Origin of the sequence: Ruminococcus flavefaciens AE3010 (genome assembly GCF_000526795.1) — a bacterium.
In the GTDB taxonomy this organism is placed as follows: domain Bacteria; phylum Bacillota; class Clostridia; order Oscillospirales; family Ruminococcaceae; genus Ruminococcus; species Ruminococcus flavefaciens_D.
Genome location: NZ_JAGT01000001.1, coordinates 2,754,065 through 2,767,500 on the forward strand (window position 1 = coordinate 2,754,065; position 13,436 = coordinate 2,767,500).

Annotated in this window: 14 protein-coding genes and 4 tRNA genes (1 of these 18 cut by a window edge); 8 read left to right on the forward strand and 10 right to left on the reverse strand. The window is 47.8% G+C overall.

From position 1 onward, the window contains the following. Nucleotides 1–67: 67 nt before the first annotated feature. Nucleotides 68–1,678, reverse strand: coding sequence for a hypothetical protein (locus tag N774_RS0112150; protein ID WP_024861506.1), 1,611 nt, complete (start codon nt 1,676–1,678; stop codon nt 68–70). Between the two features lie 495 nt (nt 1,679–2,173). Here N774_RS0112150 and N774_RS0112155 point away from each other — a divergent pair, with 495 nt between their 5' ends. After that, nucleotides 2,174–3,676, forward strand: a complete 1,503-nt coding sequence (locus tag N774_RS0112155; RefSeq protein WP_024861507.1) for a DNA methylase — start codon at nt 2,174–2,176, stop codon at nt 3,674–3,676. Between the two features lie 192 nt (nt 3,677–3,868). On the opposite strand, the gene N774_RS0112160 is transcribed toward N774_RS0112155, so the two are convergent. The 3 genes from N774_RS0112160 to N774_RS0112170 are packed head-to-tail and all read right to left on the reverse strand — an operon-like array spanning nt 3,869 to nt 5,979. Next, nucleotides 3,869–4,960, reverse strand: a complete 1,092-nt coding sequence (locus N774_RS0112160; RefSeq protein ID WP_024861508.1) for a radical SAM protein — start codon at nt 4,958–4,960, stop codon at nt 3,869–3,871. A gap of 4 nt (nt 4,961–4,964) precedes the next feature. Then, nucleotides 4,965–5,513: a glutathione peroxidase gene (locus tag N774_RS0112165; protein ID WP_024861509.1), complete on the reverse strand. Its 549-nt coding sequence runs from the start codon at nt 5,511–5,513 to the stop codon at nt 4,965–4,967. A gap of 22 nt (nt 5,514–5,535) precedes the next feature. Next, a complete protein-coding gene (locus N774_RS0112170; RefSeq protein ID WP_024861510.1) occupies nt 5,536–5,979 on the reverse strand; it encodes a MarR family winged helix-turn-helix transcriptional regulator in 444 nt (147 codons plus the stop codon). Nucleotides 5,980–6,167: 188 nt separating this feature from the next. Between N774_RS0112170 and N774_RS0112175 the strand changes: the two genes are divergently transcribed. Beyond that, entirely contained in the window at nt 6,168–6,569 is a 402-nt protein-coding gene (locus N774_RS0112175; RefSeq protein ID WP_024861511.1) for a hypothetical protein, read from the forward strand. A gap of 986 nt (nt 6,570–7,555) precedes the next feature. On the opposite strand, the gene N774_RS0112180 is transcribed toward N774_RS0112175, so the two are convergent. From N774_RS0112180 to N774_RS0112205, 6 genes are all read right to left on the reverse strand, one after another. Then, the gene (locus N774_RS0112180) at nt 7,556–9,118 is read right to left on the reverse strand and encodes a hypothetical protein (protein ID WP_024861512.1); all 1,563 of its coding nucleotides are present in this window, start codon (nt 9,116–9,118) and stop codon (nt 7,556–7,558) included. Next, nucleotides 9,105–9,659: an RNA polymerase sigma factor gene (locus tag N774_RS0112185; protein ID WP_024861513.1), complete on the reverse strand. Its 555-nt coding sequence runs from the start codon at nt 9,657–9,659 to the stop codon at nt 9,105–9,107. Before N774_RS0112185 ends, N774_RS0112180 begins: the two co-directional genes overlap by 14 nt. Nucleotides 9,660–9,838: 179 nt before the next feature. After that, a complete protein-coding gene (locus tag N774_RS0112190) occupies nt 9,839–10,099 on the reverse strand; it encodes a stage V sporulation protein S (protein ID WP_024861514.1) in 261 nt (86 codons plus the stop codon). Between the two features lie 122 nt (nt 10,100–10,221). Beyond that, nucleotides 10,222–10,992, reverse strand: coding sequence for a TIGR00282 family metallophosphoesterase (locus N774_RS0112195; RefSeq protein ID WP_024861515.1), 771 nt, complete (start codon nt 10,990–10,992; stop codon nt 10,222–10,224). A 9-nt stretch (nt 10,993–11,001) separates the two neighbouring features. Then, nucleotides 11,002–11,223, reverse strand: a complete 222-nt coding sequence (locus N774_RS0112200; RefSeq protein WP_024861516.1) for a DUF4236 domain-containing protein — start codon at nt 11,221–11,223, stop codon at nt 11,002–11,004. 116 nt (nt 11,224–11,339) lie between these two features. Beyond that, a complete protein-coding gene (locus tag N774_RS0112205) occupies nt 11,340–11,564 on the reverse strand; it encodes a helix-turn-helix domain-containing protein (protein ID WP_024861517.1) in 225 nt (74 codons plus the stop codon). A gap of 109 nt (nt 11,565–11,673) precedes the next feature. On the opposite strand from N774_RS0112205, the gene N774_RS0112210 reads away from it, so the two are divergent. From N774_RS0112210 to N774_RS0112235, 6 genes are all read left to right on the forward strand, one after another. Next, the gene (locus N774_RS0112210) at nt 11,674–11,862 is read left to right on the forward strand and encodes a hypothetical protein (protein ID WP_024861518.1); all 189 of its coding nucleotides are present in this window, start codon (nt 11,674–11,676) and stop codon (nt 11,860–11,862) included. Nucleotides 11,863–12,009: 147 nt separating this feature from the next. Beyond that, nucleotides 12,010–12,085 (forward strand) — tRNA-Val (locus tag N774_RS0112215). 3 nt (nt 12,086–12,088) lie between these two features. Continuing rightward, a tRNA-Asp gene (locus tag N774_RS0112220) sits at nt 12,089–12,165 on the forward strand. Nucleotides 12,166–12,169: 4 nt separating this feature from the next. Beyond that, a tRNA-Phe gene (locus N774_RS0112225) sits at nt 12,170–12,245 on the forward strand. A 30-nt stretch (nt 12,246–12,275) separates the two neighbouring features. Then, a tRNA-Gly gene (locus tag N774_RS0112230) sits at nt 12,276–12,351 on the forward strand. 279 nt (nt 12,352–12,630) lie between these two features. Continuing rightward, on the forward strand, nt 12,631–13,436 hold the 5' portion of the coding sequence (locus tag N774_RS0112235) for an NYN domain-containing protein (RefSeq protein ID WP_037280275.1). It continues 106 nt past the right edge of the window; only the first 806 of its 912 coding nucleotides appear in the window; its start codon is at nt 12,631–12,633; the stop codon falls past the right edge of the window.

The following is a 13,436-nucleotide window of genomic DNA, read 5'->3' on the forward strand; positions in this document are numbered from 1 at the left end:
CGCAGCGCAAATAAAAGCAGCACCACGGAGTCCGCAGTGCTGCTTTTCGGTATGAACAATAAAGGAATTATCTGAAAATCGAGCCGTCCTCAATGCTCTGGAGAACGCCTGCACAAAGCTGCTTCCACTGTGCAACCTCAGCCTCGTCGTAGGAGATGACCTTCTTAGCCCATGTTGAGCAGTGTGCACAAGCATTGGGTGCAGTCTGACCCTCTTCGAGAATGTCGTTTACGCAGAGTGACTTGGAGCAGTTGTTGTTATTGATGAAGTGCTCAAGGAAGCCGTCAAGCTTCTTGTTGTCAACATAAAGCTTAGGAAGATGCATTGTCTTTCCGTAATTCATCATTGCCTCGGGCTTCATGAATTCCATCCATCTCATCTGAGGAACGCCCTTTGGAGGACCGCCTACAGGCATACCTGCAGGAGGTGCTGTGATGCCGTTCTTCTTTGCCCATTCCTCAGGCTCGCCGGGTCTTGGAGGTCTGCCTTCCATTACCCACGGAGGAGGACCGCCTGCGGGCATACCCATAGGAGGAGCACCTGCGCCCATAGGAGCACCTGCGCCGAATGGAGGCATACCTGCGGGAGGAGCTGTGATGCCGTTCTTCTTTGCCCATTCCTCAGGCTCGCCGGGTCTTGGAGGTCTGCCTTCCATTACCCATGGAGGAGGACCTCCTGCAGGCATACCTGCGGGAGGTCCGCCTGCACCAACAGGAGCGCCTGTAGGAGCACCTGCAGCAGCTTTCTCAGCATCTGCCTGATCAGGACGTGTAGCAATTGTCTTAGCACGCGGCCAGTTAACGATGTCGAGGAGGTTTCCGTCGTAAGACTCTTCCATGTAGCCCTTTACAACATTATGGAGGAAGTCTGTTGTTCTTGTTCTGTCGATGAGCTTGATAGAGAAGTGCTTGTTGCCTGTCTCCTCAGCCAGCTCTCTGTAGTAGTGAACGTCCTCGGGACGAATGAATTCTGCTGTAAGGATAGCAGCAGGATGTGTTACCTTCTTATATGCACAGTTAACAAGTGAATAGTCCATTGAGAATCTCTCGGGATCCGAGTGACCTACGAAGCAGCCGTGTGCAAGACGGAAAGGACATTCTCTGAGGCAGAGATTGTTAGCGATGACACGGAGGTGAAGGTCTGTATCCTTGTACTGTGTAAGGAGCTGTCTGAGAAGATCGAATCTTCTGTTGAAGCCGTGATCCAGTGTGATCTCGTCAACGCCCCAGTTGCGCCAGTACTCAATGTGCTGGATAGTTGTAGGATAAGCGTAAAGACCCAGAGTTACGAATGCGTCCTTGAACTCTCTCTTAACGTACTTGATAAGGATAGGTGAATTCAGTGTGAATGCCTTGATACCCATATCGTACATTGTGTGGAGGAACTCACGGATCTTCTTGCCCATTACGGGGTCGATCTCGTTCTGATCCATTGAGAGTGGGTTTATAAGATAGTTGAAAGTAATGTCACGCTTCTGACATTCCTTTACATAATCAGCAAGCTGATCAAGTGTGAAATCGGGGATAATCGAAGCTGTACGACCACCCGGAAGTCCGTCGTTCTTGAGCTTTCCGAAAAAGCTTGTGATGGCATGCTTCTTGTCATACTGGTCTACGAAATCGAAGAGCTTGTAATCAAAGTTACAGCCAAGATCGAATGAAATAGAATCCTGATTCATGTTTACACATCTCCCTTAAAAATTTATTCAGGACTTATACACTTTGTAATATATCTTTAGCAGTATACGCTGAGAACAGCGCCTTTTTCGCGTAGTTTTATGTAATTGCGTGCGTTATGTCGCGGCTGATGATGTTTTTTCCGCATTCAGTCCTATATTAAAATTATATCATTAATTCACAAAACTGTCAATGAATTATCTGCAACTGATTGTTTGGGTAAAGCTAAGCTTTTTTGTAGATAATTGCCAATGAAAAGCAGAATTTTTTGCTATACTGCGCTATTGTGGTAACTTTTTGCCATATATCGGGAATATTACTATGTGGATAATGATTAATGGAGAATTGAAAATTCAGAATTGAGAATTATTTTAAGTCCGTGTTAGCGGATGTATTCATTTTCAATTTTCAATTCTCAATTTCAAAAGCCTCTTGACAAGAACAAATGTACGTGCTATAATAATATCAGAACAGATGTTCGTGAAAGAGGTGAGACTATGGAAAGGACGTACATCGCTATAGACCTGAAATCATTCTACGCTTCCGTGGAGTGCGTGGAGAACGGGCTCGACCCTCTCGACACAAATCTTGTGGTGGCGGACAGGAGCCGAACCGAAAAGACTATCTGCCTTGCGGTGACTCCTGCGCTGAAAGCCTGCGGCGTCGGCGGCAGACCGCGGCTTTTTGAGGTGGTCGCCAAGGTGGGGGACATCAATGCTGCCCGAAGATACAGAGCTCCGCACAGGAAATTCCGCGGCAAGTCGTGCAGTGCAAAGGAGCTTGCGGCAGACCCGTCGCTGGAGCTGGACTACGTGGTGGCTCCGCCACGCATGGCGCTGTATATAGCCTACAGCACGAGAATATACCGGATATATCTGAAATATGTGGCTCCCGAGGATATACACGTCTACTCCATAGACGAGGTATTCATCGACGTTACGGCGTACCTTGACACCTATCATATGACCGCCCGTGAGCTTGCCGTCACCATGATACGGGACGTGCTGAAAAATACGAAGATAACAGCTACGGCCGGCATCGGTACTAACCTCTATCTTTGCAAGATTGCTATGGATATCGTTGCAAAAAAAATGCCCCCCGACAAAGACGGGGTGCGTATTGCCGAGCTGGACGAGATGTCCTACCGACGGCTTATGTGGGAGCATCGTCCTCTTACGGACTTCTGGCGTGTGGGGCGGGGCTACGCAAGCAAGCTCGAGCACCACGGCATGTTCACTATGGGCGATGTGGCAAGAATGTCCACCTCGGAGTTCGGGGAAATGACGCTGTACAAGCTATTCGGCGTCAATGCGGAGCTCCTTATCGACCACGCGTGGGGCTGGGAGCCCTGCACTATCGCGGATATCAAGAGCTACCGCCCCGAGACAAACAGTCTCAGCTCGGGACAGGTGCTTCAGGAGGCTACAGAGCCCGAAACAGCGCGGCTTATCACTTGGGAAATGGCGGATATGCTGGCTCTCGACCTTGCTGGAAAGGGGCTGGTCACCGATCAGATAACCCTCACCGTGGGCTACGACGTGGAAAATCTCCGCAGGGATGATATTATGCGGAGCTATACGGGTAAGGTGGTCCTTGACCACTACGGCAGAGCTGTGCCCGTTCACGCTCACGGTACGGCGAACCTGACCGCTCCCGTGTCGTCCTCAAAGCTTATCACCGAAGCGGCTGTGGAGCTCTTTGACCGTATCACCGACGGTATGCTTCTGGTGCGCAGGCTGACTATCTGTGCCAACAGGGTGGTGCCTGCGGATTTCGTCCGCGAGGAGTGCCGTCAGCTGGACTTCTTTACGGACTTTGAGGAGGAAGAGAAACGCCGAAGCGCAGAGGAGACGGCACTTCGGCGTGAAAACGATTTGCAGTATGCAGTCCTCGGGCTGAAAGCCCGTTACGGCAAGAATGCGGTGCTCCGCGGAGCCAATTTCCTTGACGGTGCCACAGCGCGTTCACGCAATCAGCAGATAGGCGGACACAGGGCATAGCTCGGTGCTTGCCCTCATATCCTGTATTCAGCTCCGCTTGTTTTTGCACCAGAAATGCCACTTAGGAGCAGGAGGCATGGGTTCATGTTTGATAAGCGCTCTTATCACTCTGCGGTGAGTAAAGCAGCAGCAAGCGCACACTGCACAGATAACTAATAAAATAATGATACCCTTCATAGTTTTTCCTCTTTTTTAACCGTTGATGATCTGCTGGACCAGCTCGCGCTTCTCGTATAGGACACAGCCTCCGCTGTGGTCTTCCAGCAGATAACCGTCATCTCTCAGCTTTCTGAACAGCGGCGAGTTCATCACATCTTTCAGAGAGCTGTCTCTTACGTTGATGTCTGAATAAGGCGAGAACGGACAGGGCTCTGCACCTCCGTGGGAATTGATATGGAAGAAACCTCTGCCTGCGGCAACACAGCCGCCCGAGCTTTTCTCGTCACCTGGGAACGATATGTAGACCATTTCGGGGCGCGTTTCTCTCAGATGTATAATCTCGCTCTGCATAAACTCACGCTCGGCATCTGTGGGAGCAAGCTCACGGCTCTCCTCGGTCACGGGGACGTACTCCACGAATATGACCACCTTGCAGCCTTTTTCCGCAAGGCTGTCCAGAAACGCCTGAGAGGTCACTTCCCTGTAATTCCTTGTCGTGACCGTCACGGACGCACCGAATATGAGTCCCCGCTTTTTTATCTCGTCCATATTGGCGATAAGTCTGTCGTAAATGCCTGCGCCGCGCCTTTCGTCTGTCAGCTCGCGGCTGCCCTCGATACTCATAACGGGTATGAGATTGCGGCATTTGTCGAACAGCTCCAAGTATTTTTCATCAAGATATGTGCCGTTTGTGAAGATAGGAAAAAGGATATTCTGCTTCTTTCCGGCAGCTTCAATAACACCGCGGCGGAGCATGGGTTCTCCCCCTGCAAGGAGGATAAAGCTGATACCAAGCTCCTCGGCTTCATCGAACACATTCTGCCACTCCTCATCGGTGAGCTGTCTTACAGGCTCGGAATCGACAGTTGCGTGATTGCAGCGTGAGTAACAGCCTGCACAGTGAAGATTGCACTTGCTCGTTATACTTGCAATAAGGAACGGCGGGATATGCTCGCCTTTGTCCTCGGCTTTGCGGCGCTTCTTTGAAGCTGTACGGCTTGCGGCAGCAAATCTCAGCATAAATGCGCTTTCTTTCGGGTTCCTGAGTGTGGCTTTTATTGCTTCGGATACAACTCCTTCAACACCTTCGATGAGATATTCCTGAAGATCGAATTTTTCGCCCATAATGTCACCTCAACAATTCTTCTACAGCCTTTCTTACCTCTTTCATATCGGCAGTAGGCTCGAATCTTGCAATAACCTTGCCTGTTCTGTCTATGAGGAACTTTGTGAAGTTCCACTTGATATACGCTTTATCTCCGAATTTCTTGTTATTAAGCTCCGTGAACTTACTGAGGGCGGCGTTTTTTATGCCCTTGCCGAAGCCCTCAAAAGGCTTCTCAGCAGCAAGATATGCAAAGAGCGGATCTGCGTTTTCGCCGTTTACGTCTATTTTTGCAAACTGAGGGAACTCCGTGCCGTATTTCAGCTTGCAGAAGGACTGTATCTCATCGGCGCTTCCGGGAGCCTGATTTGCAAACTGATTGCAGGGAAAGTCAAGTATCTCAAAGCCTTTATCACGCAGGTCGCGGTACATGGCTTCAAGTGGCTCATAATGGGGAGTAAAGCCGCAGCCTGTGGCGGTATTCACTATCAGCAGCACCTTGCCGCTGTAATCGCTGAGTTTCACGTCATTTCCCATGGGGTCTTTAACTGTAAGATCGTACACTGTATTCATGGTTCGAGCTCCTTTCACATCATCATAACTCGCAGTTTGATCCAAGTAATTCATAAAGCAGCGAATAGAGCTGCTTGGCTTTTTCGGGATCGAGCTTAACGCACTGTCCCACTTTAAAGGGGATATCCTTTGCCTTTTCCTGCAATGCCTTGCCCTGCGCTGTCAGGTAAATGAGAACCGCACGCTCATCGGCAGTACTGTGCTGCTTTTCAATATATCCGAGAGTTTTCATCTTTTTCAGCAGGGGAGAAAGGGTGCCGCTGTCCAGCATGAGCTTTTTGCATATCTCGCCAACTGTAACGCCGTCCTTTTCCCAGAGGACCAGCAGAACGATATACTGCGTGTAGGTGAGATCAAGCTCCTTCAGATAAGGAGTATATGCTCCCGTTACAGCTCTTGCTGCCGCATAAAGCGGGAAACACAGCTGATTTTCAAGTTTCATTGCTTCCTTGTAGTCGTATCCCATTGAATCACTCCCTGATATATATTGTTTTCAATTATATTGTATCAAATATAATCGTGTTTGTCAAGGGCTTTTTACTATTTTTGATATTTAACTAAAAACTGCGAGCGTATATGCTCCGAAAAAACTTATCGGAATCTTATTCGGGCGAGCGGAACTCGCCCCTACAGTTTGAAAAAGGAGGCTTTGCCATGTCAGAGCAGTACGACGATATAATCAATATGCCCCATCATGTCTCCCAAAGCAGGGGACAGATGTCAAGGCATAACCGCGCGGCGCAGTTCGCGCCCTTTGCGGCTCTTACAGGCTATGAGGACGCACTGGACGAGTCTGCACGCCTAACCGATTCCAAAGCCGAGCTCTGCGAGGACGACGCGGCGGAGCTGGACAAAAAAATAAAGCTCCTCGGCGCACGTATCGCCGCAGAGCCCTGCTGTGAGGTCACTTATTTTGTTCCCGACAAACACAAAAGCGGCGGAAAGTACGTGACCGTGTCGGGAAATGTCCGCCTTATCGAGGAAGCTTCGCGGCAGCTGGTGTTTTGCAGCGGACTGCGCATACCTCTCGATGATATAATAAAAATATCCCTATAAAGAGCAACAGCCCTATCTCTGCCCAAGGAGATAAGACTGTTCTGATTCGCCCTCTTACAATGGAAGGATAGCAAAAAGGAATTAACAACAATATATCACAAAGACCGCCTATAGTCTTTGTAAAGGTTCTTTTGTTTAACGATCTCTGCGTGATACTGTAAAGACCACTGTTCTGAGCTATCCGATCAGAATAGCGGAAACAGCAAACCCGAATGCAGGTGAGGGGAGTATAGTGCAGAGTCTCCCCGCCTGCGGGTCTGTTGGCTTAAAGAGAAAGCTGATGCCTGTCAGCATTTATGCGGTGAGTTATGAGAGGAGCTCAGCCGCTTTTTACGAAGCTGTTGAGAGCAGCTTCCAAAAGATGTCTGTAACATTTGATCCGCTCTTTTTTCGGCGAGGACAAAGGAGAGCGGGAGAGGGGCCGCTTCTCCTCTGTGCCATAATAAGACCGATGCCTCGTCGTTAAGTGAAGCTCTTGCGCTCTCGGTGCAGAGAAGCGTGCGTGAAGCTTCATCAGGGTAAGCGTTTCATATGGGACCTGTTCGCGGTCCCCGTGCCAAAAGCCCGCCTGTATATACCCCATTTTTATAGAAGATGCGGAAAAAACAGCGCCTTATATCAAAAGCTGTTTTTATGGGAGGGGTAACAGTTCTTGGGAGCTGTTCTTTCCTACACTTTCTGCATAGAGGGGGAGATAAGGATATTCCTTTGGCAGGCTTGGAAGCGATAATTCTCTTAAATCTGCCTCGGGGGATATCCCGAAATGCATTATTCAATTTTATCACTCCAAATTAAAAATATCCCGAATAGCAATCTCTTATTGCTATATGTTTATTATAAATAAAATGTGAATTGATAACAACCTATAAAATAAATATTTGGTGGATAAAATGAGGGAAATGATGTTACTCTGCACAATAACGGTAGGCTTTTTACCATAAAAACAGCCCGCAATGTCAAAAAATTATGAACATTGCGGGCTCAAATTATATTGTTTTGAGTTTATCCATCAGTTCGTCTGCGTTTTCTCTGCCTATATCGGCGGTATATTTAAGGTAGAAAAGATCGACCTCAAGCTTGCCGTCGTCAGTTATGTGGATATAGCCGTGCTGCAAATAGTGTCCCTCAGCTGACAGACCATGAGTTCTCAGCTCAATATAGCCAAGCTTACTGCTCAGGTCAAAGGACGGAGGTTCTATACCGTCTCTTTGGGCGTTATAAACTGTTGCTCTGTGGGACAGTCCTGTTATCTGAACTTTCCTGCCGCTGTAGCTCCTGAGAAGCTCACGGACAGCATTTTCGTCAGATACTTTGTGGAAACTATTTTCGGCAGTATCATAAACGTAGGGAGTGTTCACATAGTCGTTGAAATCCGCTCCGCTGATGATGTCTCCGAGAGTCTCGGGCTTCCATGTTTCGTTGACGCCAAGATATGCGTAGTAGCTGTCGCTCGTTGAGGCAAAGCACATGAACTCTGGGTCAAGACCGTCATGTGCGTAGATGTAGAAGGTGGTGTTAAGGTCTTCGTCGTACTCTCTGCCGAGGTAATTTTTGAGGAAGCTCTTGTCTATCTTTGTGCCCGTGGTCTTGTAGTAATTGCCATTCCAGTGGAAGCCTGTGAGACTTGTGGTGGTATAGCTGTAAACTACTGTGGTGGTAGTGGGCACGGCAGCTGTTGTCGCGACTATGGGCTCGGGACTGACAGTAGCTATGGGATTTTCACTTGACATAGAATACGAGGTGGTGTATACCACGCTGGTGGTATAGCGAATGGAAGTTGTATAATGTATGGTGGTTGAGTAGTATATGCTTGTTGCGTAGGTGCGTGTGGTGGAATAAACGGCAGATGCGGTCGTGTAGATTCGGGTAGTGGTGTGCGGATAAGTTGTGCTTGATCTGCTTGTTGTGACGGGTCGGTTTGTGGTTCTCTGCGGCTCGGCTGTGCGGTGTGATGTGGTGGTAGCCTTTGCAGTGGTATGCTGCGCCGCTGTGCCGCTGCTTTGCTTTGTAGTGGTATTCTTTGCCGAGGTCGTCTTTGCGGAAGTACCCGCCGCGGAGGTGGTATTCACGGCTGATGTCTTGTGAGCTGATGTTGTCGCAGCAGATGTGCGCTTTGTAAAGGTCACCTCCATGAATGAGTCGGTGGTTCGCACGGGCTTGCTGCTCTTTGTATGTGTGGTCGTCACTGTGCCGCCTTTTTTGTTTGCGGTCGTTGTCACATTCTGTACGGGAACACCGCCGTTCTGATCGGTGGTGACTGTCAGGTCGGGATTTTCTGTGCCCGTAACGACAGTCATTCCGTTTATGTCTGTGGCTGTCGGAGCAGTTGTATTTGCTTCGGTAACGTTGAACTGGGATCTGTCAGGAGAAGGAGCTAAGGTCTTGAGTGCGTCTGTACGCCATATATTGAAGCTGACAAGCATCATAAGGCAACAGCTGAGGGCTACAGCCGAGCGCTTCATGAATGTGTCTCTTTTACGCTTCTTTTCTTCTAAGTATTCGTTTCTGCGCCGAAAAACACTACGTGCAACGTCTTTATAGTCTTTCATACTCAAAGCCCTCCTTTTCAAGCTTTGATCTCAGCGCCTGTTTGGCTCTGTACAGGAGGTTTTCTATCTGGCGGCAGCTTTTTTTCATTACCCTTGCTGCCTCAGAGTTGCTCAGCTCCTCAAAATATGTAAGGTAGAGCACCTGCCTGTAATCTGAGTTAAGGGACTCCATAGCCCTGTGAAGCGAGATCTTCTGTTCCTCCCTGAGATATTCCTTTTCTATGCTGCGCTCATCGGCAACGCCGTCGTACTCGTCTATGGACTTGTCGGAGATATGCGACATCTTGCGCATACCGTCTATGGCGGTGTTGCGGGCAATGGCGAAAAGCCATGTCTTGAAGGAGCTTTTTCCTGAGAATCTCGGTTTTTTTGCTGCGATCCTGAAAAACGCGTCCTCCATGAACTCCTCGGCAAGGCTGAAATTGCCCGTGATGCCGCAGAGGTACAGGATAAGACCGTCTTTATAGTCGCAGATCATATCGACCAAGGCGGTATCGTCGCCCTCGAGATAGCGGCGATAATATAGTTCACCTTTGTCCATGAGCGCCTCCCTTCTTAAAGTTCATCCGCTCTCACTTATTAGTCGTTTGAGAAAGCGGATTCTCTCAGTATAATTTCAGAATGTGTGAAAAATTTATCATTTAACAATATCTCATGCTATAGTCTGTGAATAAAAAAAGGCGGACAAGCTGTCCGCCCGATGGTTTGTGTCATTACCGATTATCTCTGTTCACAGATGAGCTTGATAGCAGTTCTTTCTTCACCGTCGATCTGGATGTTTGCAAAAGCAGGGATACAAATAAGGTCAATACCGATCGGAGCAAGATAACCTCTTGCGATCGCTATTGCTTTCACTGCCTGATTTGCCGCTCCAGCACCAACAGCCTGAACTTCAACAGCTTTCTGTTCTCTGATAACACCGGCAATAGCTCCGGCTACAGAATTCGGTGATGAATGTGATGATACTTTCAGAATTTCCATTACAAATAACCCTCCTGATATAAATATTTGTACGTTTATTGTCAAATGCCTTTAGGCTATTGTACAAATATATTATAACTTATAAATAGTGAAAATGCAAGTGTTTTTATAAACTTTGTGGACTATCTTACAATTATTCTATTTATTTTGTGCGATTTGCCATCTTTTTCATTAAATTCTACTATTGTTCCACAAAGGAAGCATTTGCCCTCGGCTTCCTGAAATTTCACGGGCATTCGGAATCTGAGCCGATTTACTGCGGATTCCGGGTCAACTCCGAGACAGGAATGCTCGGGACCTGCCATTCCCACGTCGGTTATATATGCAGTGTGCCCTCCGAGGATACACTCGTCGGCGGTCTGGACATGGGTATGAGTTCCGAAAACGCCGCTGACCTTGCCTGTGAGGTAGTGTCCCATGGCTTTTTTCTCGGAGGTGGCTTCTGCGTGGAAGTCCACAAATATATTTGGAGTGTCTATATCCTTAAGAAGCTCGTCCATTTTTGTGAAGGGATTGTCAAGGGGATCCATATATACGGTGCCCATGAGATTTATGACGGCGACGGAATATGCTCCCATATCAAGGGTGCGGATTCCGCTTCCCACACAGCCGCCCTCGGGGTAATTGGCAGGTCGGACGATGTAGTCCTCGTCAAAGAGCTCCATAGCCTCCTTGCGGCGGAATGCGTGATTGCCTGTGGTGATGATATCGGCTCCCGCGTGCAGGATAGCTTCCGCAGAGCCCCGCGTGATGCCGTTGCCCTGGGCGGAGTTCTCACCGTTTACTATTGTTATGTCAATGCCGTGCTCGTGCTTTATGCCGCTGAGCTTGTCTGCGAGGAACTCGCAGCCTGCCCGTCCTACTACGTCACCTATAAAAAGAAGTCTCTTCATCGGCAGCTCTCACTTCTTGTCTGTCTTTTTCTTCTTACCGCCAAGGTCGGTATCGTAGGAAATGCCTGTGCCCTGTAAGCTCACGGTAGCCTTTTTCTTGTTGTTGACGGTGACCTTGACTTTTTTGCCTGCTATCTTGGGCCCCTCAACGGAGATGCCGCCGCCTTTTTTGTTTTTGTTGAATCTGAACAGCTTGCCTATCTTGAAGCTTTTTCTGAAATGAAATCCCATATATTTTCCTCCGACATTTATCAACTGTTGTCTCCGCTGCCGCAGACAGGGGAGATGAGCTTTTATAACTATACATATAATATATCATAAAAAATCATTTTAATCAATATAAATTATTATTTTTTTGCAGAGCCGTCCAATTCGTCGGTAAATACAAAAAGTTCGTTGGGAGTGCATTCCAGAAGCTGGCACATCGCCTCGATATTTTCGTATTTGATGGAGCAGGTCTCGTTGTTTATCATTCGGCTGAAATTCTGATAGCTCATGCCGAGCTGCTTGTACAGCCAGTATTTGGTGCGCCCTTTTTCTTCAAGGAGTTCAATGACGTTAAGCTTTAACATAACTTACCTCCGCATTATCTTATTTATACATAAGATATTATTACATTTGAGCTCTTGACATATAGACATTTGCGTTATATAATGTAAACATGAGATAAGGAGGTGCGTTATGAAAGAGTTATTGAAAAAGGCTGTTTGTGAAGCTATTGAAAAAGAGTATCGCTCAGAGAGTGAGGTGCTGACGGAAATACAAAATGTTCTTGTGAGCAATCCCGACAATGATTTCGAGTGCGTCGAAGAAATAATAAGTATTTTGGAAAAATACGGGTATGACTGCGGCGGCTGTCATGATTTTTAATGGCGAAATATAGCCCTGAATCGACAAATTTAAAAAAATCTGAAATTTTTTCAAAAAATGCTTGACAAATCTGAAATACCGTGGTATAATTATTTTCGTCGTCAGGGACAAGACGCCTGACAGAACAAAATAAAGCTTATGCGATGTGGGGGTTTAGCTCAGCTGGGAGAGCATCTGCCTTACAAGCAGAGGGTCACAGGTTCGAGCCCTGTAGTCCCCACCACATGGCCTCGTAGTTCAGTTGGTTAGAACGCCTGCCTGTCACGCAGGAGGTCGACAGTTCGAATCTGTTCGGGGTCGCCAACACGCTTCTGTAGCTCAGTCGGTAGAGCAGGGGACTGAAAATCCCCGTGTCGTTGGTTCGATTCCGACCGGAAGCACCATATAGAACGCGGAAGCGTTCTATATATAATGCGGATTTAGCTCATCTGGTAGAGCGCCACCTTGCCAAGGTGGAGGTAGCGAGTTCGAGCCTCGTAATCCGCTCCATAGTGGCGGGGGAATACTCTCGTCATTGACCAAATCCCGAAGCAATAGTTTCGGGATTTTTATTTTGTCCGAAAACTGTGCTGTCAGCAGGGCAGAAATATAAAATATGGTTTTAAAAATCCGCACAAAGGGCTTGTAAAGACTTTGTGCGGATTTACTATATACAAAATTAAATAAAAATGTTATAATAAATATGTATCAACCGCCGTCAGGCGGTTATTGCCATGAAAGGCAAGGCAGACATTAATAACTGCGTATCACTATAATAAGGGGTGTATCATGGAAAAGGAAATGCGCTATGCCGTTCTTATCGACGCCGATAACGTTGCGGCTAAGTATACAAAGTACATACTCGATGAGGTGTCAAACTACGGCGTTGTTACCTACAAGAGAGTTTACGGCGACTGGACAAGACCTAATCTTGCGGGCTGGAAGAATATGGCTCTCGATAACGCTATAACTCCCATCCAGCAGTACAGCTATACCACGGGCAAAAACGCTACGGACTCCGCTATGATAATCGACGCTATGGATATACTCTATTCGCATAATATTGACGGATTCTGCATAGTATCAAGCGACAGCGACTTTACGAGACTGGCTATACGTCTCCGTGAGTCGGGCATGCACGTCATCGGCATGGGCGAGCAGAAAACTCCCAAGCCCTTCAGTACTGCCTGCAACGCTTTCAAGTACCTTGAGATACTGGCAGATGAAGATATACAGGGCACTACCGAGAGCGAAAAGGTAGAGCTCAAGACCCTTGAAACGGCTATAGTGCGCATAATAACCGAAAATGCCAATTTGCAGGAGGAGATAAATATCGGCGAGCTGGGAAGCAGACTTCTCAACCGTTACCCCGATTTTGACGTGAGAAACTACGGCTATTCCAAGCTTTCACAGTTCCTCAAGGACTTTGATTCCCTCAGCTTCCGACAGGTGGGCAGCAGTATCCTTGTTTCACAGAAATCGGATATGACCGATCTGCAGCGCATTGAGACTGCCATTGCGGCTATCGTCCGCACCAACGGCAGCAAGGGCTACAATCTGGGTGAGCTGAAAAAGCAGCTCTGCACAAAGATGCC

Excerpts from the sequence above, each read along its gene's own strand:
- N774_RS0112170 (WP_024861510.1), bottom strand. The coding sequence starts at position 5,979 with ATGGGATACGACTACAAGGAAGCAATGAAACTTGAAAATCAGCTGTGT.
- N774_RS0112155 (WP_024861507.1), top strand. The coding sequence starts at position 2,174 with ATGGAAAGGACGTACATCGCTATAGACCTGAAATCATTCTACGCTTCC.
- N774_RS0112160 (WP_024861508.1), bottom strand. The coding sequence starts at position 4,960 with ATGGGCGAAAAATTCGATCTTCAGGAATATCTCATCGAAGGTGTTGAA.
- N774_RS0112210 (WP_024861518.1), top strand. The coding sequence starts at position 11,674 with ATGAAAGAGTTATTGAAAAAGGCTGTTTGTGAAGCTATTGAAAAAGAG.
- N774_RS0112185 (WP_024861513.1), bottom strand. The coding sequence starts at position 9,659 with ATGGACAAAGGTGAACTATATTATCGCCGCTATCTCGAGGGCGACGAT.
- N774_RS0112180 (WP_024861512.1), bottom strand. The coding sequence starts at position 9,118 with ATGAAAGACTATAAAGACGTTGCACGTAGTGTTTTTCGGCGCAGAAAC.
- N774_RS0112205 (WP_024861517.1), bottom strand. The coding sequence starts at position 11,564 with ATGTTAAAGCTTAACGTCATTGAACTCCTTGAAGAAAAAGGGCGCACC.
- N774_RS0112200 (WP_024861516.1), bottom strand. The coding sequence starts at position 11,223 with ATGGGATTTCATTTCAGAAAAAGCTTCAAGATAGGCAAGCTGTTCAGA.
- N774_RS0112175 (WP_024861511.1), top strand. The coding sequence starts at position 6,168 with ATGTCAGAGCAGTACGACGATATAATCAATATGCCCCATCATGTCTCC.
- N774_RS0112165 (WP_024861509.1), bottom strand. The coding sequence starts at position 5,513 with ATGAATACAGTGTACGATCTTACAGTTAAAGACCCCATGGGAAATGAC.
- N774_RS0112190 (WP_024861514.1), bottom strand. The coding sequence starts at position 10,099 with ATGGAAATTCTGAAAGTATCATCACATTCATCACCGAATTCTGTAGCC.
- N774_RS0112150 (WP_024861506.1), bottom strand. The coding sequence starts at position 1,678 with ATGAATCAGGATTCTATTTCATTCGATCTTGGCTGTAACTTTGATTAC.
- N774_RS0112195 (WP_024861515.1), bottom strand. The coding sequence starts at position 10,992 with ATGAAGAGACTTCTTTTTATAGGTGACGTAGTAGGACGGGCAGGCTGC.